The sequence below is a fragment of the Huijunlia imazamoxiresistens genome (genome assembly GCF_037132455.1).
GTDB classification, from domain to species: Bacteria; Bacteroidota; Bacteroidia; order Chitinophagales; family Chitinophagaceae; genus Flavisolibacter; species Flavisolibacter imazamoxiresistens.
The window spans coordinates 18,193-39,046 of the sequence record NZ_JBBBEI010000022.1; the positions used below are offsets into that span (position 1 = coordinate 18,193).

Consider the following 20,854-nt stretch of genomic DNA (forward strand, 5'->3'; position numbering starts at 1 on the left):
ATTCTGGAATCGTCCAACGGAGAAAGAATCCAGGTTTCCAGGGTGGGGGCTTGCGAACCAGTGGAAGGAAAAAGCTCCAACTTGTGTATCGTATTTTTCCTACGTATTTGTACTTGTTAAATTCTTGTGCCACGCGCAGTCGCCGCTGCGCAAAAAGCCGGAATAAAGGAGCGCCCCCCGGCTTTGGGCAGATTACTCCACGTTCCTGTCAACAATAATGCTCGGACCGTTGTCGTGGCCCGATATTTTTAAGCGCACGAATCAACATGTAAAAACGAAAGCGCCCAGGGAAAAACCGCAATGAAAATCGGCCTTCCCCGGGTATTCTTCGAAGTGATCCCCGCCTTAGTGGTCGTTCAGGGGCAGGCCCCGGCGCTGAAACTCCTTCCAGTTCAGGTACTCTTCGCCCACTCGTCGTTCCACCATGGTAATGCAGCCCTCCGAGGGGCAGATCAGCTGGCAGAGGTTGCAGCCGACGCATTCGTCTTCCTTGATGGCGTAGGTATTATAAGGATGGCCATAGGCCAGGCTGATGGCCTGGTGGGCCGCATCCTCGCAAGCGATATAGCAGAGGCCGCAATGGATGCACTTGTCCTGGTTGATGTTGGCTACATGGTGGTAGTTGATGTCGAGGTCTTCCCAGTGGGTCAGGGCGGGCACCGATTTGCCAATAAAATCGCCGATGGTTGGAAAGCCCTTTTCGTCCATCCAGTTGTTCAGGCCGTCGCACAGGTCCTCCACGATGCGGAAGCCGTGCTTCATGGCCGCCGTACACACCTGTACGGTAGTAGCGCCCAGCAGCATGAACTCCGCCGCGTCCTTCCAGGTGCTGACGCCGCCGATACCCGACACGGGCACCTGCCGCGTCACCGGGTCCTGGCTGATGGTGGCCAGCATCTTCAGGGCAATGGGCTTTACCGCCGGCCCGCAATAGCCGCCAAAGACCGACTTGCCCGCCACGTAGGGGTTGGGCACGTAGGTGTCGAGGTCGATGCCGGTGACCGACTGGATGGTATTGATGAGGGAAAGGCCGTTGGTACCCGCCTCCACGCAGGCCCTGCCGGCGGGCACTACCGAATGCACGTTGGGCGTGAGCTTCGTAATGACGGGGATGCGGGCCACCTCCATTACCCATTCCACCACCATGCGGGCGATCTCGGGGTCCTGCCCCACGGTGGCGCCCATGCCCCTTTCGGTCATGCCGTGGGGGCAGCCGAAATTCAGTTCCAGGCCGTGTGCCCCGGTATCTTCCACCTGCCGGATGAGCTCGTGCCATTTTTCGCGGGTATTGTCCGCCATCAGCGACACGATCATCGCCCGGTCGGGAAACAGGCGCACGCACTCCTCGATCTCCCGCAGGTTCAGCTCCAGCGGCCGGTCCGAAATGAGCTCGATATTGTTCAGCCCCATCACCCGCGAGCCGTTGTAGTTGACCGCCGAATAGCGCGAAGAAACGTTTTTCACCTGGGTGCCCAGCGTCTTCCATACCACCCCGCCCCAGCCGGCCTCAAAAGCCCGCAGCACATTGTACTTCTTATCGGTCGGCGGCGCACTGGCCAGCCAGAACGGATTCGGAGACTGGATCCCCAGGAAATTTGCTGATATGTCTGCCATAACTTTCTTTAGTTTGAGAGGTTCCGTAGGAAGGAGTTTATGGGTTTACAAGTTCACGGGTTTACGAGTTCATTACGGGCGCCAGCAACTCGTAAACCTGTAAACCCGTAAACTCGTAAACTACGGAAACAAGTACTTTAAAATAGCGGCAGCCCCCTCCTTGCCCGCCTGCACCGCATCGACGACCTCCTTGCCGCCGTTGACGCAGTCGCCGCCGGCGAAGACGCCGGGAACGCTGGTGGAGCTGTCCTCGTTAATGAGCATTTTGCCCCGGCGGTGGTCGATGTTGTTCTGGGCCACCAGTTCCTCGTAAGGGCTCTGGCCGGTAGCCTTGATCACCATGTCCACCTCCAGCTTTATGGTTTCACCGGTGGGCTGGATCGAGGGTTTGCCCGAGAAGTCGGGGGCGCCCAGCTGCATCTGGTCGCAGATCAGGGCGGTGACCTTGCCGTTCTCGCCGACGATCTCTTTGGGAGCCGCCAGCCACACCATCTTGCAGCCGTCGAGGCGGGCGATATTGAGCTCTGCCTGCGTACAGCTTTTTTCGGCTACGGTGCGCCGGTAGACCATGGTCACCTCCTCGGCGCCCAGCCGCCTGGCCTGCGTGGCGGCGTCGATGGCGGTCATGCCCATGCCGATGACGGCCACCCGGTTGCCTACCGGCACCTGGGCGTATCCCCGGGTGCGGATGTCGTAAATAAAGCAGATAGCATCCGCCACCCCCTCGAGGTCTTCGCCCGGTATGTACAGCCGGTTGGCGAGGCCCACGCCGATGCCCAGGTAAACGGCATCGAATTGCTGCTGCAACTGCGCGAGGTAGATGTCCTTGCCCAGCTCGTGGTTGTAGCGGATGTCGATGCCGCCGACCGAGGTGATGAAGTCCACTTCCTGCTGGCAGAATTCGGGGGTCACCTTGTAGGCAGCCACACCGTAGGTCATCAGGCCGCCCCCCTTCGATTCTTTTTCAAATACCGTTACCGACACGCCGGCCCTTGCCAGGGCATGGGCGCAGCTCAAGCCGGCCGGCCCCGCTCCTACCACGGCTACCTTTTTGCCGGTGGCAGGGGCGCGGTCGAACAGGGGCCATTTTTCTTCAATGGCCTTTTGGGTGGCATGGCGCTGCAGGTTGGCGATCTCGATGGGTTTTTCGTGCAGCAGGTTGTACACGCAGGCGCCTTCGCACAGCTTTTCCACGGGGCAAACGCGGGAGCAGCCGCCCCCGAAGATGTTGGCGGAAAAAATGGTGTGCGCCGCCCCCTTGTTGTTGTCGGTCGTGATCTGCTTGATGAACTTGGGCACGTTGATGCCGGTGGGGCACGACTTGGTGCAGGGCGCATCATAACAAAACAGGCAGCGGTTGGCCTCCACCAGTGCCTCCGCCCTGTTGGCGAAGGGCTCGTGGATGTCGGAAAAATTCGCCTCGTATTGTTCCACCGGTAACCGGTTCGATTGGAGTGCCATGATCATTAGTTTGAAGTGTGTGGTTGGTGGTTGGTGGTTGGTGGTTCATCAAACAACGAAAAACCTCCTCCTCCCAACTTGTAAACTCGTAAACCTGTCAACTCGTAAACTCGTTAGAGTTCTACAAGTTTACCGTACGTTTCCGGCCTTCGGTCGCGGAAGAACTGCCAGACGTTGCGGACCTCCTCGATCATGTCGAGGTCGAATTCCGCCACCAGCAGTTCGTCCTTGTCTTCGGAGGCCAGGGCGAAGATCTGGCCCCGGGGATCGACGAAATACGAGTTGCCGTAAAACTTGCCCAGGTTCCAGGGTTTTTCCTCGCCCACGCGGTTGATGCAGCCCATAAAGTAGCCGTTGGCCGCCGCATGGGCCGGCTGCTCCAGCTTCCAGAGGTATTGCGACAGCCCCGCCACGGTGGCCGAGGGGTTGTACACGATCTCGGCGCCGTTCAGCCCCAGGATGCGGGCCCCGTCGGGGAAGTGGCGGTCGTAGCAGATATAGACCCCTATTTTGGCGTAGCGGGTCTGGAAGACGGGGTAGCCCAGGTTGCCCGGCTTGAAAAAGAATTTTTCCCAAAAGCCCGAGGTATGCGGGATATGGTTCTTGCGGTACTTGCCCAGCAGGGTGCCGTCGGCGTCGATGACGGCGGCGGTGTTGTACAACACGCCGGCCTGCTCCTTTTCGTAAATAGGCACGATCAGCACCATGTTGTACTTTTTGGCATATTCGGCCATGAGGTCGGTGGTGGGGCCGGGAATGGTTTCGGCCGAGGCGTACCAGGCCTTGTCCTGGCCGGGGCAGAAGTAAGGAGTGCTGAAGATCTCCTGCAGGCAAAGGATCTGCACGCCCTGCCGGCCGGCATCTTCGATCAGGGGAATATGCTTCTGGATCATGGCGGCTTTGATCTCCTCAATAGAACCTTCGCCTTCCGTTTTCGGAAGACTCATCTGGATCAGCCCGGATTTGATGATGCGTGGCATGGTGCGTTGGGTTTAGGTGATAAAACGGATTTGGTGCAGTTGGTTTGGATAGGGGCATTAAATTTTGCCTTCCACTTTTTTTCTTTTGATAAACTGCCCGTAGCCTTTCGGAACGGTGCATTCATTGTTGTCGATGGCCACCTGTCCCCGGAGGACCACCGTTTTTACTTTCCCCGTTACCTCCCTTCCCTCGTAGGCGGAGTAGTCCACGTTCATGTGGTGGGTGGCGGCGGAGATCGTGTGCTTTACTCCCGGGTCGAACAGGACGATATCGGCATCGGAACCCACGGCGATGGTGCCCTTGCGGGGAAACATGCCAAAAATCTTCGCCGGGTTGGTGCAGGCCACCTCCACGAACTTGTTCAGCGTGATGCGCTCCCGGGCCACGCCCTCGCTGAACAGCAGCTCCAGGCGGTTCTCGATGGCGGGGTGGCCGTTGGGGATTTTCGAAAAATCATCCTTGCCCATTTCTTTCTGTTTCCAGAAAAAAGGGCAGTGGTCGGTGGCCACCACGTTCACCAGTCCCTGGTTGATGCCGGCCCAGAGGGTTTCCTGGTCCTTTTTCTCGCGCAGCGGCGGGCTCATCACCCACTTAGCGCCCTCAAAATCCTGCTCGTAAAGCGAGGCATCAAGCAGCAGGTACTGGATGCAGGTTTCCACAAACACCTTTTGGTTGCGGCGGGTGGCGTTGCGCACGGCGTTCAGCGCCCCCTCGCAGGTAAGGTGCACGATATAGCCCGGGCAGCCGGTATAATTTGCCAGGTCGGCAAACCGCTCCGAGGCTTCGGCCTCGGTGACCTCGGGCTGCGACAGGTAGTGGTACAGGGGCGACAGCTTGCCTTCGGATCGGTGCTTGGCAATAAGGTAGTCGATCATGTCGCCGTTGGTGGCGTGCACGGTCACCACCCCCCCCTGCCGCCGCACCTCCTCCATCAGCCCGATCATCTGGCGGTCGTCGATCATCAGGGCGCCCTTGTAGGCCATGAAGGTTTTAAAGGAGGTGATGCCCTCCTCTTCCACCAGTTGCTGTATTTCCTTGCAGGTATGCTCGTTGAAGTCGGTCACCGCCATGTGGAAGCTGTAGTCGCCCACGGCGGTGCCCTGCGCCCGCCCGTTCCATTCGGCCAGGGCGTCGTGCAGGGAGTGGCCCTGCTTCTGCAGCACGAAATCGATGACCGTGGTGGTGCCGCCGAACAGGGCGGCCCGGGTGCCGGTCTCGTGGGTGTCGGAGGAGAAGGTACCCATAAAAGGCATGTCGAGGTGCACGTGGGGGTCCACCCCGCCGGGAAATACCAGCAGGCCCGAGGCATCGATGACGCGGTCGGCCGTGAAGGGCAGGTTGCGGCCGATGGCGCTGACCGTTTCGCCCTCGATGAATATATCGGCGACCCCATCTTCCGAAACCGTAATGATCCTTCCGTTTTTAATCAGCAGCGACATAGGCGACTTCTTTTATTTCCCTGGAAATTTTTTCTTTATACGGGCGCATCAGCGCCAGGTACACGAGGCCGGAGATGATAAAGCCCACGAACCACGCATAGTGGTACAGGCCCGACACCCAGGCGGGAACGGCGTCTGCCGGGATAGCCCCGATGGTGGTGAGGAAGCCGGGGATATTGGGCAGGATGCCCAGCAACAGGGCCCAGACCGCCCGGTAATTGACGCCGTTCGAATAGGCGTACTGGCCATTGGGCCGGTACAATTCATAAACGTTCAGCCGCTGGCGGCGCACGAAATAATAATCGGCGATCATGATGCCGCCGATGGGGCCAAGCAGGCTGGAATAGCCCACCAGCCAGGTAAAGATGTAGCCGTTGGGATCGGCGATCAGCTTCCAGGGAAAGATCAGGATGCCGATGACGCCGGTGATCAGCCCGCCGGTGGTGAACGAGATCTTTTTGGGCGCCAGGTGGGCGAAGTCGTTGGCCGGGCTGACGATGTTGGCGGCGATGTTGGTGGCCAGGGTGGAGATAGCCACGGCGATCATGGCAAAGCTCACCAGCAGCTTGTGGTCGAACTTGCCGGCCAGCACCACGGGGTCCCAGATGGGGCTGCCGTAGATGATGGTGGTGGCCGAGGTCACCGCCACGCCGATAAAGGCAAAGAGCGTCATGGAGGGCGGCAGGCCGATAGTCTGTCCCATCACCTGGGCGCGCTGGCTGCGGGCATAGCGGGTAAAGTCGGGTATGTTCAGCGACAGGGTGGCCCAGAAGCCGACCATGCCGGTCAGGGCGGGAAAGAAGAATTGAAAGAATTCGGCGGAGGAAGAAAACTTCGACGGCTGCGCCAGGATGGGTCCCAGCCCCTTGCTGGCCGACACGGCCCAGAACAGCAGCGCCAGGGCGGCCACCGGCAAAAAGAACGCCTTGAACACCAGCAGCTTTCGGATGCTTTCCACGCCCAGGTACACCACGTACATGTTCAGCAGCCAGAAAAGAAAAAAGGTAATAGCCGGGCCGGTCTCCAGTCCCCAGGAGGCGGGAAACACCTGCGGCAGCCCCTCCAGCGCGGGGATCCACAGCCGCCCCATCTGGTAAAGGGCAAAGCCGCCGATCCAGGTCTGGATGCCAAACCAGCCGCAGGCCACGATAGCCCGCAGCAGGGCCGCGATGTTGGCGCCGGTGACGCCGAAGGAGGCCCGGGCAAAGACCGGGAAGGGAATGCCGTACTTCGCCCCTGCCCTGCCGTTGAGGATCATGGGCAGCAGCACCACGGTATTTCCCAGAAAAATGGTCAGGATCGCCTGCCACCAGTTCATGCCCCCGCCGATCAGCGAGGAGGCCAGCATATAGGTGGGGATACACAGGCTCATGCTGATCCACAGGGCGGCATAGTTCCAGGTATTCCAGGTCCGCCCGCCCGGCGGAATCGGTGCCAGGTCCTTGCTGTATAAGTTTGAGGAGGTTATATCGACTTGATCATTCGTCATGCAGGATAGTTTACGGGTTTACGAGTGAAACGTTCCTATGTTCCTGAGTTCCTGAGTTGCGCTTTTCCGCGGGTCTAACGGCAAGCCTCATCCGCAATTCCGATCGCCTCGCTGATGATCGCCAGGCCTTCACCCACTTCTTCTTTGGTGATGCAGAGCGGCGGGGCGATGAAAATGTAGTTCCAGCGCACGAAGGTGTAAAGGCCGCGTTCGCGGAGCCTGGCCATCACCTTGTTCATCACCGCCATCTCGTCGGGTTTGGCATTGAAGGGGGCCATGGGTTCTTTGGTGGTGCGGTTCTTTACCAGCTCGATGCAGCCCAGCAGGCCGGTATTGCGAAAGTCGCCGATGGAGGGGTGTTGGGCTTTCAGCCCTTCTATTCGTTCTTCAATGTATTTTCCCATTTCCGCGGCACGCTCAATTAATTGCTCGTCCTCGTAAATTTTCAGCACCTCGGCCCCTGCGGCGCAGCAGACGGGGTGGGCCGAATAGGTCAGTCCCAGCCACAACACCTTGTCATCAAAATAGTGGGCGATAGCGTCGCTGACGATCAGTGCGCCCAGCGGCAGGTAGCCGGCCGTAATGCCCTTGGCGGTAGCGATCATGTCGGGCACCACGCCGTAATTGTCCACGCCGAACCATTTGCCCGTACGGCCGAAGCCGCTCATCACCTCGTCGGCGATCAGCAGGATGCCGTAGCGGTCGCAGAGGGCGCGGATCCTGGGCAGGTAGTCGGGCGGGTACTTGATGCAGCCCGAGGAGCCGCTTTCGCCCTCCATGATGATGGCCGCAATATTTTCCGGCCCTTCAAATTCGATGACGCGTTCCACATGGCCCACGCATTCGCGCTGGCACCAGGTGATTTCCTTGCCCCAGGGGCAGCGGTAGCAGTAGGGATCTTCCAGGTGAATGATGTTGGGCGCCTGCTGGGCGTCGTTGGCCAGCTTGCGGGGGTCGCCGCCGGCGGTCATGGCCCCGTAGGAGGCGCCGTGGAAAGCCCGGTAGCGGGCCAGGATCTTGTGGCGGCCGGTGTAGAGGCGGGCAAGCTTGATGGCGTTTTCGATGGCTTCGGCCCCACCCACCGTAAACAAGGTTTTGGTCAGTCCCTCCGGGGTAATGCCGGCCAGCATCTTTCCCAGCTCGCCGCGGGCCCGGGTCACGCAGCTGGGCGTCACGTAGCTTACCTGCTGCATCTGTGCGGCTACGGCGGCCGTTACCCGCTGGTTGCCGTGGCCGATGTTCACGTTCATCAGGCCGGAGGAAAAGTCCAGGTACCGCTTCCCGTCATAGTCGTACAGGTACACCCCCTTCGCTTCCTTCACGGCAATAGGATTCAGTCCCTTCTGCCTGCTCCAGGAGAATAAGGTGTAGTCTAAATTCTCCTCAATGATTTCCTGCGTTACCGATAAAATGGTTGGCTCCATATGTACGATTTATAGTTCACCTGCGCACAAGATCACATGCGCACAGTTAATGGCAGAAACAGGTGTTGGGGTTTTAGATAGGTGCTGGCAAGGTGTAAGAAATGGTCGACGATGCGCTGCAAAACGGTCAACCCAAAAACATAGAAAACGATAGCCGCGGCAAGGAACTCGTGAACTCGTAAACTTGATTTCAGCTCATCCAGTTAACGCCCGCTTCCGGGTTCCATTTCACGGTGGTCTTTTTCAGCTTGGTCCAGAATTCGATGGAGCTTTTACCGGTGATATCGCCGACGCCGAACTTGCTTTCGTTCCAGCCGCCGAAGGAAAAGGGCTCGCGGGGCACGGGCACGCCCACGTTGACGCCGACCATGCCGGCGGAGGCTTTTTCCATGACGTAGCGGGCATAGCCGCCGTTCTGGGTAAAGACCGAGGCGGCATTGCCGTAAGGGTTGCGGTTTTCGATCGCCAGCGCCTCGTCCAGCGTTTGGGTGCGGATGATGCTCAGCACCGGGCCGAACACCTCTTCGCGGGCGATGGCCATGTCGGGCTGTACGTGGTCGATAACGGTAGGCCCTACGTAGGTGCCGGCCTCCTTGCCTTCCACCACCGCCCGGCGGCCGTCGAGCAGCACCTTGGCCCCTTGCCGTTCGGCTTCGGTAATGTAGCGCTCGATGCGCTCCTTCGATTCTTTGTTAATGACAGCGCCGAGGTTTTTTCCCGGCACCATCTTCCGGGCCTCGTCGCAAATTTTTTCCACGATATGGTCGGTAGCGCCCACCGCCACCATAGCCGAGGCGGCCATGCAGCGCTGGCCCGCGCAGCCGCTCATGGAGGCGGCAATATTTTGTGCGGTCATGTCGGGCCTGGCATCCGGCAATACCAGCAGGTGGTTCTTGGCGCCGCCCAGGGCCAGGCAGCGTTTATAATTATGCGTGGCCCGCTGGTATACTGCTTTGGCCACCCGGGTGGAGCCGACAAAGGAGACGGCCTCGATGCCGGGATGGTCGCAGATGGCTTCCGCCAGGGACGAGTCGCCGTGTACCACGTTAAAAACACCATCGGGCAGACCTGCCTGTTGTAGCAGAAGGGCCAGGCGGCCCACGCTCAGCGGCACCTTTTCGGAGGGCTTGATGACCATGCAGTTGCCCAGTGCCAGGGCGTTGGGGATGGTCCAGTTGGGCACCATGGAGGGAAAGTTGAACGGCACAATAGAGGCCACTACTCCCAGCGGCACGTGCTCGGTGCGGCATTCCACCCCCCGGCTCACTTCCAGGATCTCGCCGGTCACCAGCTGGGGCAGCGAGCAGGCGAATTCCGTTAGCTCCACGCATTTTTCCAGTTCGGCCACAGCCTCGCCCATCGTCTTGCCGTTTTCCTCGCTCACCAGGGCCGCCAGTTCCTGCAGGTGCTGTTCCAGCAAATATTTATAGCGGAAAAATACCTGCGCCCGTTCCTTGATAGGGGTTTTGCTCCAGCCCGGGAAGGCAGCCTGGGCGGCCTTGACGGCGGCATCGAGGTCGGCGGCAGTGGAGAGCGGCACCTTAGAAAGCAGCATGCCGTCCAGCGGGGAGATCACCTCCAGGGTTTCAGCGGCGGCGGCATCAATGAAATGCCCATTGACGAAGTTTTGGACAGGGTGGTACTTCATGTGGTGGCGGTTTGAGCGTTATCGGATAGGGCAAGCGCCGTTTGTTCTTAAATATAACACTTTTTGAAGTTCAGGCAAATGAAAACAGCCAATTTGAAGCACAACAGTAAAGGCGCCCGTCCCCCTTAAAATACCACCTTCTTCCCTATCCCGGTATTTTTCTGCCCATTATATTAACTTTAATAAAGATACAAACCTAAAAAACACCATATGCGAAAAGGAATCCTTTGCCTGTTCCTGGCCGCCGGCCCGGCCGTTTCCGTTATTGCCCAGAAGGGCAGCATCCTGCTGACCAGTACCATCTCCGCCTTTTCCGAGCGCCGCCAGTCGGAAAGCGGTGACAACAAAACTACCGCGGTCAGCCTCCGGGTGGGCACCGGCTATGCCATTGCCGACCGGTGGACCCTGGGCATCAATGCCGGCTACAACCGCTACGAGGACGCTAACCTGCAAAAGCAGTTTTCCCTCGGGCCCTTTGTCCGCTACACCCATCCCCTCTCCACCCTCCTTTCCTTTTTCGGACAGCTGGACGCCGACTATTGCACCCAGAAAAATACCGGCAACCCGCAACAACAGGAGCTGCGGCTGTCCCTGCAGCCGGCAGTGGAGCTAGCCCTGGCCCGCCAGTTTGCCCTGAACTTCTCCGTGGGCAGCCTCAACTACCAGACCAGCCGCGTCGATGGCAAGGACGAACGCTACCACCGCTTCGGCTTCAACCTCGGCTCCGGCGCCTCGTTCGGACTGACCAAACGGTTTGGAGGAGCGAAATAGTTTCTGAGTTCCTAAGTTTCTGAGTTCCTGAGTTGGCGTAACCCGGAAGACTTTTGCTGTTTCTGCCAAACTATTAAACTTTTCAACAGGTGAACTTTAAACTCAGGAACTCAGGAACTTAGGAACTCAGGAACTTCGCTTACTTTCGCCGGCCAAAAACGCTACAAAAAAATGCCCGTCCGGCTGTCCATTAAAGAATTGATCCGGCTGCTGTACCAGAACAGCGAGCTCATTGACCTGCTGTTCGGCCGCAAGGAGTCGGTGCTGCGCTCGGAAATCCTGGCCGGCGGCGAGGTGGCGCCCGAACGGATGGAAACCCTCGTGGAAGCAGGGATCGTGCGGGAGAACGCGGGCTTCCTGTCGCTGGACGAACGGATCCTGACCTTTTTCCAGGATTTTTTGGAGATCGGCGAGCTGTCGGTAGGCTTTATCGACGACAACGTCCAGGCCCTGAACGAAAACCTCGACTACTACCGCCAGGAGCCCCACCCCCGCTACGTGCGGAAGATCAAGGCCACCCTGCAGCGGATCATTTCGGTGACCCACCGCGAAATCATCAAGCTCCACAAAGCCATCGACGATACCTACCGCAACGAGCCCAACTACAAAATCAAAATGCAGCGGCTCGAAAACTTTAAAAACAAGCGGAACGACATTTTGGGGCTGATCGGCGAGACCGAAAAGATCTACAACGACTCCAAGGGACTGCTGGTGAGCATCGTGGACGGCGAGCTGACCGGCATCATCCACCAGCTCCGCCTCAGCCTGAAGTCCAACAAGGATTACCTCATCGAGATCCAGGACCAGATCATCGAGTACATCAACAAGGTGCGGGAGCAGCAGGAGGTCTATCGCAAGTGCCAGTACCTGCGCGAGCTGAAGAGCCGGGGCGAGCTGCACCACCAGACGAGCTTCCGCTCGGTGGTGGAGGCCCAGCGGCCCGTGCTGTTCGAAAAAAAGGCCGCCCCCCGCACCCGCGTGCCGCTGCACTTCCTGCGCACCGACGAGGGCTCGCGGCTGCTGGCGAGGGTAGCCGCCCGCCTGCGCCTGGAAAAAAGCCTGCAGGCTCAGCCCCGCCAACGCCCCATCGACGAAAGCGCCACCGAACCCGAACGGGTTCTCCGCATCAACATGGACAGCCTGGTGGCCAAGTTCCGCGACAGCGGCACCGACCTGTTCGACTTCCTGGTACACTTTCCCTACCCGGAAGCCCTGGGCGCGGTACAACTGGAGGACAAGCTGCGGCTCTACATCGAGATCGTCATGGACTATGACCACCTGTTGCAGTTCTCTGACGACTTCAGGCACCACCACTTTATAAATGAAAAAGGGCAACAACAGAAAATTGGCTTTGCCGTTGTCCATGCCAAAAAAGCTATCCATGAAACTGCATAAAGAATACACCACTGCCATCTTCCAACTGCTTAGCCGCGGTACCTTCCTGTCGGCCAATGCCACGAAGGACGGTGCTGGCCGACTATATCGCTACATCAGCGAGGGCGACCATTACGATCGGCTGAAAGAATATTTCGAACTCATCAACCTTTCCCTCGAAAGCGGCGACGGCTATTTTTACTTCAGCTCGCTGACCGAAAAAGAAACCCTGCGCGAAGACAAGCTGCAGCGGTTCGAGCGCTACATTGACATCCTCGACCTGCTGGCATCCTTGGAAACCCCGCCCTCGGTGGGCACCCGCTATACCGTGAGCGACCTGCTGCAGGAATGCCTCGTAAACCCCCGCCTCCAGGAAAAGCTGGATGCCATCCGCGTGGGCAGCAACAAGCAGAATGTTATCGACAAACTTCGGGAAGTGCTCGACTTTCTTGAAGTTGACAGCTTTCTGGAACTCGAGGATGAAAAAACCGAGACCTACAAAGTCCTTGACTCTTTCCACTACTTATTGCAAATCGTAAAGCAGATTGAAATTTATGGCGAACAAGAACTTCCGGCAGCTGAATAAGCTCGTCTTCATCAACACGGGCAACTGTCCTTATTCTGAAATTGAACTTTCAGGCAACACCTGCTTTATCGGCATTAATGGAGAAGGAAAATCCACCACTCAGCGGGCAATTCTGTTCTTTTACAATGCCGACGGCCAAAAGTTGGGCATTCCCCGTAATCACCCCTTCAAGCCCTTTGAGGAATACTATTTCCCTTCCCCCAACTCCTACATTATATATGAAGTACAAACCGAAAATGGGGGTGCTTTCCACATCATTACCCACCGCCTCAATCGTTTGGTGTATTATTTCGTGGAGGGACCTTACCGTAAAGAGCATTTCATTCGGGAAAGCATTGCCTTGGGCCTTACCGATGTGCTGGCCTCCCTCCGCGCGCAGGACCCTCCGGTCTACGTCAGCCGCCGCATTGAAACGTTCCAGGAGTACCGGGAGATTTTGTATGGAGCTACCCGAAAAGCGGAACTAAAGCCGTTTTACCTGATTGCGGGCAACAGCAAGTACGAAAATGTACCTCGCGCCATTACCGATATCTTTCTGAGTTCCTCCTCGCCCATTGAGGCCGATTTCATCAAAAATTTTATCGCAAATGCCGTCAGCGATGCAGGCACCGATATTAACCTAGAGCCCATCAAACGCCAAGTGCGCCAGTTCCGCGAAAAGTTGGAAGATGTAGACACCTTTCGCCAACCGGGCAACCAACACCTGGTACGGGTGATTGCCGAAGCCCACGACCAACAGGAAAACTATAAGGTTGCCCAGGGCGAAACCGCCGTGCAACTAGGCAGCACACTCAAACATGCCCGCAGCAAAGTAGCAGCCCTGCAGACCGAAGTGGAAAAAGCCGACAAACTCCTAGTCGAACTGGAAAAGGAAGCTACAGAAAATGCCGCCAACTACAGTGAGCGGCAGCGGGAGCTGTCCGAGCTATTGGGAGTAATCAAGGAAAAAATTACGAAAGCCGAACGACTAGACCGAGAATACCGGCAGAAAAATGCGGCTGAACTACTGCAACTTCATGAAGGCAAAGCTGGCCTGAGAGCCGACCTAACAGCAAGACAGGAAGAATACAAAACCCTGACGGCGTCCTTCCAGGACATTGAGTTGCAGTTTTCCGTTCTGTATAACAACCTACAGAATGAGCGCACCGCCCTGGACAACGAGCTCCGGGGAAAGGGCATCGAGATAGACCAGCAGCGCCGGCAACAAATGGAAGAGATCAGGGGACAATTTGAAGAAGAGCTAAAACGGGTCAGGGCAGGCGCGGACGAACAGCTTTCAATATTGAATGAGCAATTGGACACACTGAAAGAATCCCGCATCCGGCTGGAAGGCGAACTGCTGCTGGTTCGCAGGACGGTACCTTTTGAAACCGAATTGAAAACACTGAAAGAACAGTGGCAAATCGGGAAGCAAGAGGTCGGTACAGCCCGGAACACAATGGCCCTAAACCAAAAGGAAGGGACGTCTGCCCTGGAAAAGGTGGCGTTTATTGAAGAGAAGTACCGAAACCTGCAAGCAAACTTCCAGTTGCAAAAAAGTAAGGAGATCGATGAGGTAAAACGCCGCCTGGCAGCGGTACGGGAAAAGCTGTCCGTACATGGCGGTGCGTTTTATGGATTCCTGGAAACTTCTTATCCCGGCTGGCGGGAAACCATTGGCAAGGTATGTTCCGAAGACCTGCTGTTCCGCGAAGACCTCCAACCCGCGCTGCACGCATTTTCGCAAACCCTGTACGGGATCGAACTGAACCTGGGAGGTGTAGAAAGTAAGGCCCGCTCGCTAGAAGAATATGAGCTCCTGCAAACAACACTGGAGGCCGGCATCCGGGAATTGGAAACGGCCATCCTAGACCACCGTGCGCAGGCCGAATCGGACCTGGAAACGGAACTTTCGGCGCTCCGCAAACGCATTTCCGAACTGAACCAACAGCAAGCTGCGCTGGAATATGCAGTACAAAAGGGGGAGCGGGAGTTGGAAGAAAAGGCTCTTTCCATTTCAGACTGGACCTCCCGGTCGGAACGGGAACGGGACCGGCAGATTGGCCAAACCCTCGAAAAGCAACAGGCCGTGCAACAGGAGGTAGCCGCGCTGACAAACCGGGTACAGGCACGAAAAGAAGAACTGAAAAAACAGGAGCAGGCCCTGCAGGCAATCCGTACCGAAAAGGAAAAAACCCTCCGGGTTTCCTTCGAGGCCACTTCCGCGAAGCTGGCCGAAGAAAAAGAAGAAAAAGTGGCCGCCCTGCAGGAACGGAAGGGGGAACTGGATTATCAAAAAAAGCAGGCCTTGGAAAACAAGGGGGTGGACAGCAGCCGGATCAACAAGGTAAAGAGTGAACTGGAGGCCCTCGGCAACATGCTGCAACGAATCGAGGACAACGAGGAACTGGTGATCCGGTACAAAAAAGACCGGGAAGAGTATATCGGCCGGCTGGAGGAGTTCCGCGAAGAACAGCGTCAGAACACCGGCCAGCAGGAAGCGTTGAAGGTAGGCTACGAAACGGCCCGAAAGGGTCTGGGAGCCCGCCGCCGGGAAGCGGAACAACGCAAGGCCGCACTAACCACTGAACAAAAGAACTACGTTGAGGGCTTGAAATATTTCGAGCAACAGTTCTCGGTAAAAAGCCACCTGTCCGGAGTTTTCCGCGAAAAGATCGACGCTGCTCCCGAGGCCTTTGTAGAAAGCTCCATCATGGACCTTTGCTTCCGCCTAGAAGGCCTGCAACAGGAATATATGGCCAAATGGCAACTGCTGCGCGAAAGCATCAACAAGCTGGCCGGCACTCTCAGGGCCGAGAATCACTTCAGCTTCAAAGTGCACAATACCAATGAGTTTGACTACCGCTCCTTCGCCGCTCACCTACGCTCGTTCGTGGCTGAGGACAGGCTGAAGACCTCTATCAGCGAGTTGGGCCAGGAGCACTGGCAAATCCTCGATGCCATTGGTACCAAGGTGGCGGACCTGATGCGCCAGGTGGACCGGGTGAAACGGACCATTGTTAACATCGACACGGAATTGGAAAAGAGCAACTTTTCCGAAGGCCGTCTGATCCAGTATATCAAGATCCGCTTCCGCGAAGGCAAAAGCCCTGCTCTGCGGCAATTGCAGACCATCGCCGACCTTAAAAACGAAAACGAGTTCGGCATCGGTACCCTGAACCTGTTCCAACCCACAGCCCGCCAGAACAACGAGCTGCACAAAAAGTCGGTGGACGCACTGTCGAAGCTGTTTAAAATTTTGGAAGAGGAAGGAAAAGACCGCATCCAGCTACAGGACACATTTGAGCTGCAGTTCAACATCCGCGAGAAGAAGAACGAAACCGGCTGGGTGGAACGCCTGCCGAAGGTGGGGTCGGACGGTACGGATATCATGGTAAAGTCCATTATCTACATCACCCTCCTGAACCTGTTTATAAAGGAGTCGACGCACAAGACGGCCGGACACTTCAGGGTGCACTGCATCATCGATGAAGTAGGCAAAATCGCCACCAGCTACATGAAGGAACTGTTGCAGTTTACCGGCGGCCGCAATATCTTGCTGGTAAACGGCCTGCCCAACGAAAGCAAGCTGGAAATGCACTACAACGCCACCTACAAGTTGCGTAACGGTGCCCGAGACACCATGCTGCTGCAAAAGATTTTGACGAATACGATCGAAGTGTAGCGGACTCATCCAACCTTCCACATTCATTTTAGATAATAAAGAAAACCCAAATGATTATTTCCAGAGAAACCGCCAAAACATTACTGCGCCTGTTGCAGGATAAGGAGGAACTGAATAAAAGCGAGTTTGCCGGCAGCGGAAAGAGGCTGGCAGACGAACTGGTTCAGGAAGGCATCCTGACAGAAAAACGCATCGGGAGCAGCATGTTCAAGGTAAAATGTTCTTATCCCAGCCGGTTATCAGATTTTCTAAGGAATCGCTTCAGCATTCCTTCCCTGGAACGTTATATCGACCTTATGGAAAACGACGAAGCTACACGGGCTCAGGCTGTTGCCGCTGCCGGAAATTCAAAACACAAAAGCGGAAAGATATTAACCGGCTTCCTGGTGAACGCTATCGAGCCGATTGAACTACAGATGAACGGCGAGAAGCTAATGGTGTCCCCTTCAGAAACATACTTTACCTTTATCAGCGACTATAAAAAGTGCACCCCTCCAGAAGGCACCACAATCGTTGGGGTGGAAAGCCTTGACTGCTTTAAATATATAAGCCGCCAAAAACAGCTGTTCCGGAACAGGCGCTGCCTCTTTGTCTGGCGTTACCAGAACAGCAACGACATTGCAGACTGGCTGAAGGGGCTACCGAACCCTTATCTTCATTATGGCGACTTCGACCTAAAAGGAATACACATTTACTTGACCGAATTTCGGACAAAAATCGGTGCGGAACGATGCGCCTTTCTGGTGCCGGAAGGCATTGGCTATTGGCTGGCCCATCGGGGGAACCGACAGCTTTTTTTACAGCAGGAAAAAAGCCTAAAAAACGTTGACTTCGAAAAATATCCAGAAGTTAGCGACCTTGTCCATCAAATTAAAACCTGTCAAAGGGGATTGGAACAGGAGTTTTTCATTGATCTTCAGTAAATATAGTTTCTTTCCAGTCTCTATTGGTTTTAACAAACACGGTTGAGGTGTAGAACCACGGCATCCCCTACTTTAGCAGCATGAAAAAGAATCGTTGGCGGAAGGTATGGATGAGTGCCCTGGTAACGGGCCTGTTATTTTCGGTTGCCCCTGACGGTAAGGCGCAGGCCCTGCCCAAGCGTACCCTGCTGGCGGTGTCGAAGGTCGACCACACGCTGGCGATCGTGGACCCCGAAAGCCTGAAGGTGCTGGCCCGCGTGCCGGTGGGCGCCGACCCGCACGAGGTGCTGGCGGCACCCGACGGCAAAACGGCCTACGTTTCCAATACGGGCTACGGCAGCTTCCACGAACTGAACATCATCGACCTCGAAGCGCAGAAGGCCCTTCCCTCTTTCGACACCGCACCCCTGTTCGGTCCCCACGGGCTGGCTTTTGCCGGCGGCAAACTGTGGTTCACGGCCCAGGGCTCGAAGGCCGTCGGCCGCTACGATCCCCAGTCAGGCAAAATGGACTGGGCCATGGGCACTGGGCAGAACACCACCCACATGCTCCACGTGACCGATGATGCAAAGCAGGTATATACAACAAATGTGGAGTCCGGCACGGTCAGTATTTTTGAAAACAAGCTGTTGCCGCCCACCGTGCCGCCGACCGGCGTGCTGCCCCCGGGCGCCCAACCCCGCCTCGACTGGGTGCAGACCCTGGTGCCGGTAGGCAAAGGGGCCGAAGGTTTTGATGTGGCCCCCGATGGCAAGGAGTTGTGGACCGCAACTCCCGATGGCAAATTATATATCGTCGATATGGATGGGCGCAAGCTGGCCACTACCCTGGAAGCGAACCTTCCCGGCGCCCACCGCCTGCAATTCAGCCCCGATGGAGGCCGGGTGCTGGTCGTCAGCGTCCGCACCGGCGAACTGGCCGTCTTTGATGCCCGCACCCGCAAGGAAATCAAGCGCCTGCAGATCGGCCGGGGCGCGGCCATGCTGATGGACCCCGTGGGCAACCGGGCCTTTGTTTCCTGCACCCCCGACCATTACATCGCCGTGATTGATTTGGAAAAGCTGGAAGTTTCCGGCCGCCTGGAGATCGGCGGCCGCCCCGACGGCCTGGCCTGGGCGGTAAGACCTGAATAAAAACAGAAGGGCGGTGCATGGCACCGCCCTTTCCGCATATCTATTTCCCGGCTTACTTCTTTTTAATCTCAAACCGGTCCAGGTTCATTACCTTATCCCAGGCAGCTACAAAGTCGTTTATAAACTTTTCCTGTGCATCGGCACTGGCATATACTTCGGCAACGGCCCTGAGTTCGGAATTGGAGCCAAACACCAGGTCGGCCCGGGTAGCGGTCCACTTCGGCTGGCCGGTTTTCCGGTCGGTACCCAGGTACAGTTCCCGGTCTTCTCCCATGGCTTTCCAGGCAGTGCCCATATCCAGCAGGTTCACCAGAAAGTCATTGGTCAGCACACCCGGCCGGTCGGTAAAGATACCGTGCTTCGAGCCGTCAAAATTGGTATTGAGGGCCCGCATGCCGGCTACCAGCACCGTCAGCTCGGGCACCGAAAGCGTCAACAGCTGCGCCTTGTCGATCAACAGGGCTTCGGTGGAAGCGGCGGCGTGGAACTTACGGTAGTTGCGGAAACCATCCGCCGCCGGCTCCAGGTATTTAAAGGAATCCACGTCGGTCTGCTCCTGCGAAGCGTCCATGCGGCCCGGGGTGAACGGCACGGCAATGGTAACGCCGGCCTCTTTCGCCGCCTTTTCCACAGCGGCACACCCGGCCAACACGATCAGGTCGGCCAGGGATACTTTTTTGCCCCCTTCGGCTGCCTCGTTAAATTCCTTCTGAATGCCTTCCAGCACCGATAACGCCTTCGCCAACTGGATCGGGTTGTTGACCTGCCAGTCCTTTTGCGGGGCCAGGCGGATACGGGCCCCATTGGCGCCGCCCCGCTTGTCGGAACCCCGGAACGTAGAAGCGGAAGCCCAGGCAGTGGCAACCCATTCGGATACACTTAACCCGGCACCCAAAATTTTCCCTTTCAGGATGGCGATATCCTGTTCATCAATCAACGGGTGATCCACCTCGGGAACAGGATCCTGCCAGATCAGTTCTTCCTGGGGCACTTCCGGTCCCAGGTAACGGGCTTTGGGGCCCATATCGCGGTGGGTGAGCTTAAACCAGGCGCGGGCAAACGCATCGGCAAAGGCTTCGGGGTCTGCCAAAAACTTCCGGGAGATCTTTTCATACACCGGGTCCAGCCGTAACGACAGGTCGGTCGTCAACATCGTAGGACGGTGCTTTTTGGAAGGATCGTGCGCATCGGGAATAATGTCGCCGGCATCCTTGGCCACCCACTGGTGGGCGCCGCCGGGGCTCTTGGTCAGCTCCCATTCAAAGCCGAACAAATGTTCAAAAAAGCTGTGCCCCCACTGGGTAGGCGTCGTGGTCCAGGTGACTTCCAAACCGCTGGTGATGGTATCGCGGCCTTTACCGGCGCCAAAGCTGTTGGCCCAGCCTAAGCCCTGCAATTCCAGGCCGGCTGCCTCGGGTTCTTTTCCCACATGGTCGGAAGAGGCCGCTCCATGCGTTTTGCCAAAGGTGTGCCCGCCGGCGATGAGGGCCACGGTTTCTTCATCATCCATGGCCATGCGGCCAAAGGTGACGCGGATATCATGGGCGGCCGCCAGGGGGTCGGGGTTGCCGTCCGGTCCTTCGGGGTTCACATAGATCAGGCCCATGTGGGCTGCAGCCAGCGGCGCTTCCAGTTTGCCGGCGTGCATCTGGCCATCGGCGGGTTCATCCGACTGTACCACACCGTGGGCCGCCACACCTTCCACGCCTTTGGGATAGCGGTCTTCATTGCCCAGCCAGGTGCTTTCCGAACCCCAGTACACGTCTTCGGCAGGTTCCCACACATCGGCCCGGCCGCCGCCAAAACCAAAGGTTTTAAAGCCCATGCTTTCCAGGGCCACGTTGCCGGCCAGGAGCAGCAGGTCGGCCCACGAAATATTTTTGCCATACTTCTGTTTGACGGGCCACAACAGCCGGCGCGCTTTATCGAGGCTCACATTGTCGGGCCAGCTGTTGAGGGGCGCAAAACGCTGCAGGCCCATGCCGCCGCCACCGCGGCCGTCAAATACCCGGTAGGTGCCGGCGCTGTGCCAGGCCATACGGATGAACAGGGGCCCGTAATGGCCAAAGTCGGCCGGCCACCATTCCTGCGAGTCGGTCATGAGGGCGTGCAGGTCGGCCTTCAGGGCTTCGTAATCGAGACGTTGAAAGGCTTCAGCATAATCAAAATCCGGGTCCATGGGGTTCGATAAGGAGGAATGCTGGCGCAGGATGCCCACATTCAGCTTATTGGGCCACCAGTCGCGGTTCCGGGTACCCTCTCCGGCAACGGCCTGCTTCATGGTGCCATTGTGGAAAGGGCATTTGCTGATGTCTTGCGAATTTTTGTCCATGATCTTATTTTTCTG

Annotated in this window: 14 protein-coding genes; 6 read left to right on the plus strand and 8 right to left on the minus strand. The window is 57.3% G+C overall.

Annotated features, from left to right (window positions below):
* Positions 1–345: 345 nt before the first annotated feature.
* From preA to mmsA, 7 genes are all read right to left on the minus strand, one after another.
* Positions 346–1,614 (minus strand): NAD-dependent dihydropyrimidine dehydrogenase subunit PreA, encoded by a 1,269-nt coding sequence (gene preA / locus V9K67_RS21060; protein ID WP_336725925.1) that lies wholly within the window; start codon positions 1,612–1,614, stop codon positions 346–348.
* 120 nt (positions 1,615–1,734) lie between these two features.
* Entirely contained in the window at positions 1,735–3,075 is a 1,341-nt protein-coding gene (locus V9K67_RS21065) for an NAD(P)-dependent oxidoreductase (protein ID WP_336725927.1), read from the minus strand.
* 113 nt (positions 3,076–3,188) lie between these two features.
* Positions 3,189–4,055, minus strand: coding sequence for a nitrilase-related carbon-nitrogen hydrolase (locus V9K67_RS21070; protein ID WP_336725930.1), 867 nt, complete (start codon positions 4,053–4,055; stop codon positions 3,189–3,191).
* A gap of 57 nt (positions 4,056–4,112) precedes the next feature.
* Positions 4,113–5,495 (minus strand): dihydropyrimidinase, encoded by a 1,383-nt coding sequence (gene hydA, locus V9K67_RS21075; RefSeq protein ID WP_336725932.1) that lies wholly within the window; start codon positions 5,493–5,495, stop codon positions 4,113–4,115.
* The gene (locus V9K67_RS21080; RefSeq protein WP_336725933.1) at positions 5,479–6,984 is read right to left on the minus strand and encodes an NCS1 family nucleobase:cation symporter-1; all 1,506 of its coding nucleotides are present in this window, start codon (positions 6,982–6,984) and stop codon (positions 5,479–5,481) included. The genes hydA and V9K67_RS21080 overlap by 17 nt, the downstream gene beginning before the upstream one ends.
* 74 nt (positions 6,985–7,058) lie before the next feature.
* On the minus strand, positions 7,059–8,408 hold the full coding sequence (locus V9K67_RS21085; protein ID WP_336725934.1) for an aminotransferase class III-fold pyridoxal phosphate-dependent enzyme: 1,350 nt from the start codon (positions 8,406–8,408) through the stop codon (positions 7,059–7,061).
* A gap of 190 nt (positions 8,409–8,598) precedes the next feature.
* A complete protein-coding gene (mmsA, locus tag V9K67_RS21090; RefSeq protein ID WP_336725936.1) occupies positions 8,599–10,056 on the minus strand; it encodes a CoA-acylating methylmalonate-semialdehyde dehydrogenase in 1,458 nt (485 codons plus the stop codon).
* A 210-nt stretch (positions 10,057–10,266) separates the two neighbouring features.
* Between mmsA and V9K67_RS21095 the strand changes: the two genes are divergently transcribed.
* From V9K67_RS21095 to V9K67_RS21120, 6 genes are all read left to right on the plus strand, one after another.
* Positions 10,267–10,827, plus strand: a complete 561-nt coding sequence (locus V9K67_RS21095) for an outer membrane beta-barrel protein (RefSeq protein WP_336725938.1) — start codon at positions 10,267–10,269, stop codon at positions 10,825–10,827.
* A gap of 171 nt (positions 10,828–10,998) precedes the next feature.
* Positions 10,999–12,222, plus strand: a complete 1,224-nt coding sequence (locus tag V9K67_RS21100; protein WP_336725941.1) for a hypothetical protein — start codon at positions 10,999–11,001, stop codon at positions 12,220–12,222.
* Positions 12,209–12,787: a condensin complex protein MksE gene (locus V9K67_RS21105; protein ID WP_336725943.1), complete on the plus strand. Its 579-nt coding sequence runs from the start codon at positions 12,209–12,211 to the stop codon at positions 12,785–12,787. The genes V9K67_RS21100 and V9K67_RS21105 overlap by 14 nt, the downstream gene beginning before the upstream one ends.
* On the plus strand, positions 12,756–16,451 hold the full coding sequence (locus V9K67_RS21110) for an ATP-binding protein (protein ID WP_336725946.1): 3,696 nt from the start codon (positions 12,756–12,758) through the stop codon (positions 16,449–16,451). The genes V9K67_RS21105 and V9K67_RS21110 overlap by 32 nt, the downstream gene beginning before the upstream one ends.
* 50 nt (positions 16,452–16,501) lie before the next feature.
* Complete coding sequence (locus tag V9K67_RS21115; RefSeq protein ID WP_336725947.1) at positions 16,502–17,374, plus strand: DUF7281 domain-containing protein; 873 nt, start codon at positions 16,502–16,504, stop codon at positions 17,372–17,374.
* Positions 17,375–17,454: 80 nt separating this feature from the next.
* Positions 17,455–18,507 carry a YncE family protein gene (locus tag V9K67_RS21120; protein ID WP_336725950.1) on the plus strand — a complete coding sequence of 351 codons (1,053 nt, stop codon included), beginning with the start codon at positions 17,455–17,457 and terminating at the stop codon, positions 18,505–18,507.
* A 52-nt stretch (positions 18,508–18,559) separates the two neighbouring features.
* On the opposite strand, the gene katG is transcribed toward V9K67_RS21120, so the two are convergent.
* Positions 18,560–20,839, minus strand: a complete 2,280-nt coding sequence (katG, locus tag V9K67_RS21125; RefSeq protein WP_336725952.1) for a catalase/peroxidase HPI — start codon at positions 20,837–20,839, stop codon at positions 18,560–18,562.
* Positions 20,840–20,854: the final 15 nt, after the last annotated feature.

Coding starts and splice junctions, on each gene's coding strand:
- preA (WP_336725925.1), bottom strand. CDS start 1,614: ATGGCAGACATATCAGCAAATTTCCTGGGGATCCAGTCTCCGAATCCG.
- V9K67_RS21065 (WP_336725927.1), bottom strand. CDS start 3,075: ATGGCACTCCAATCGAACCGGTTACCGGTGGAACAATACGAGGCGAAT.
- V9K67_RS21070 (WP_336725930.1), bottom strand. CDS start 4,055: ATGCCACGCATCATCAAATCCGGGCTGATCCAGATGAGTCTTCCGAAA.
- hydA (WP_336725932.1), bottom strand. CDS start 5,495: ATGTCGCTGCTGATTAAAAACGGAAGGATCATTACGGTTTCGGAAGAT.
- V9K67_RS21080 (WP_336725933.1), bottom strand. CDS start 6,984: ATGACGAATGATCAAGTCGATATAACCTCCTCAAACTTATACAGCAAG.
- V9K67_RS21085 (WP_336725934.1), bottom strand. CDS start 8,408: ATGGAGCCAACCATTTTATCGGTAACGCAGGAAATCATTGAGGAGAAT.
- mmsA (WP_336725936.1), bottom strand. CDS start 10,056: ATGAAGTACCACCCTGTCCAAAACTTCGTCAATGGGCATTTCATTGAT.
- V9K67_RS21095 (WP_336725938.1), top strand. CDS start 10,267: ATGCGAAAAGGAATCCTTTGCCTGTTCCTGGCCGCCGGCCCGGCCGTT.
- V9K67_RS21100 (WP_336725941.1), top strand. CDS start 10,999: ATGCCCGTCCGGCTGTCCATTAAAGAATTGATCCGGCTGCTGTACCAG.
- V9K67_RS21105 (WP_336725943.1), top strand. CDS start 12,209: ATGAAACTGCATAAAGAATACACCACTGCCATCTTCCAACTGCTTAGC.
- V9K67_RS21110 (WP_336725946.1), top strand. CDS start 12,756: ATGGCGAACAAGAACTTCCGGCAGCTGAATAAGCTCGTCTTCATCAAC.
- V9K67_RS21115 (WP_336725947.1), top strand. CDS start 16,502: ATGATTATTTCCAGAGAAACCGCCAAAACATTACTGCGCCTGTTGCAG.
- V9K67_RS21120 (WP_336725950.1), top strand. CDS start 17,455: ATGAAAAAGAATCGTTGGCGGAAGGTATGGATGAGTGCCCTGGTAACG.
- katG (WP_336725952.1), bottom strand. CDS start 20,839: ATGGACAAAAATTCGCAAGACATCAGCAAATGCCCTTTCCACAATGGC.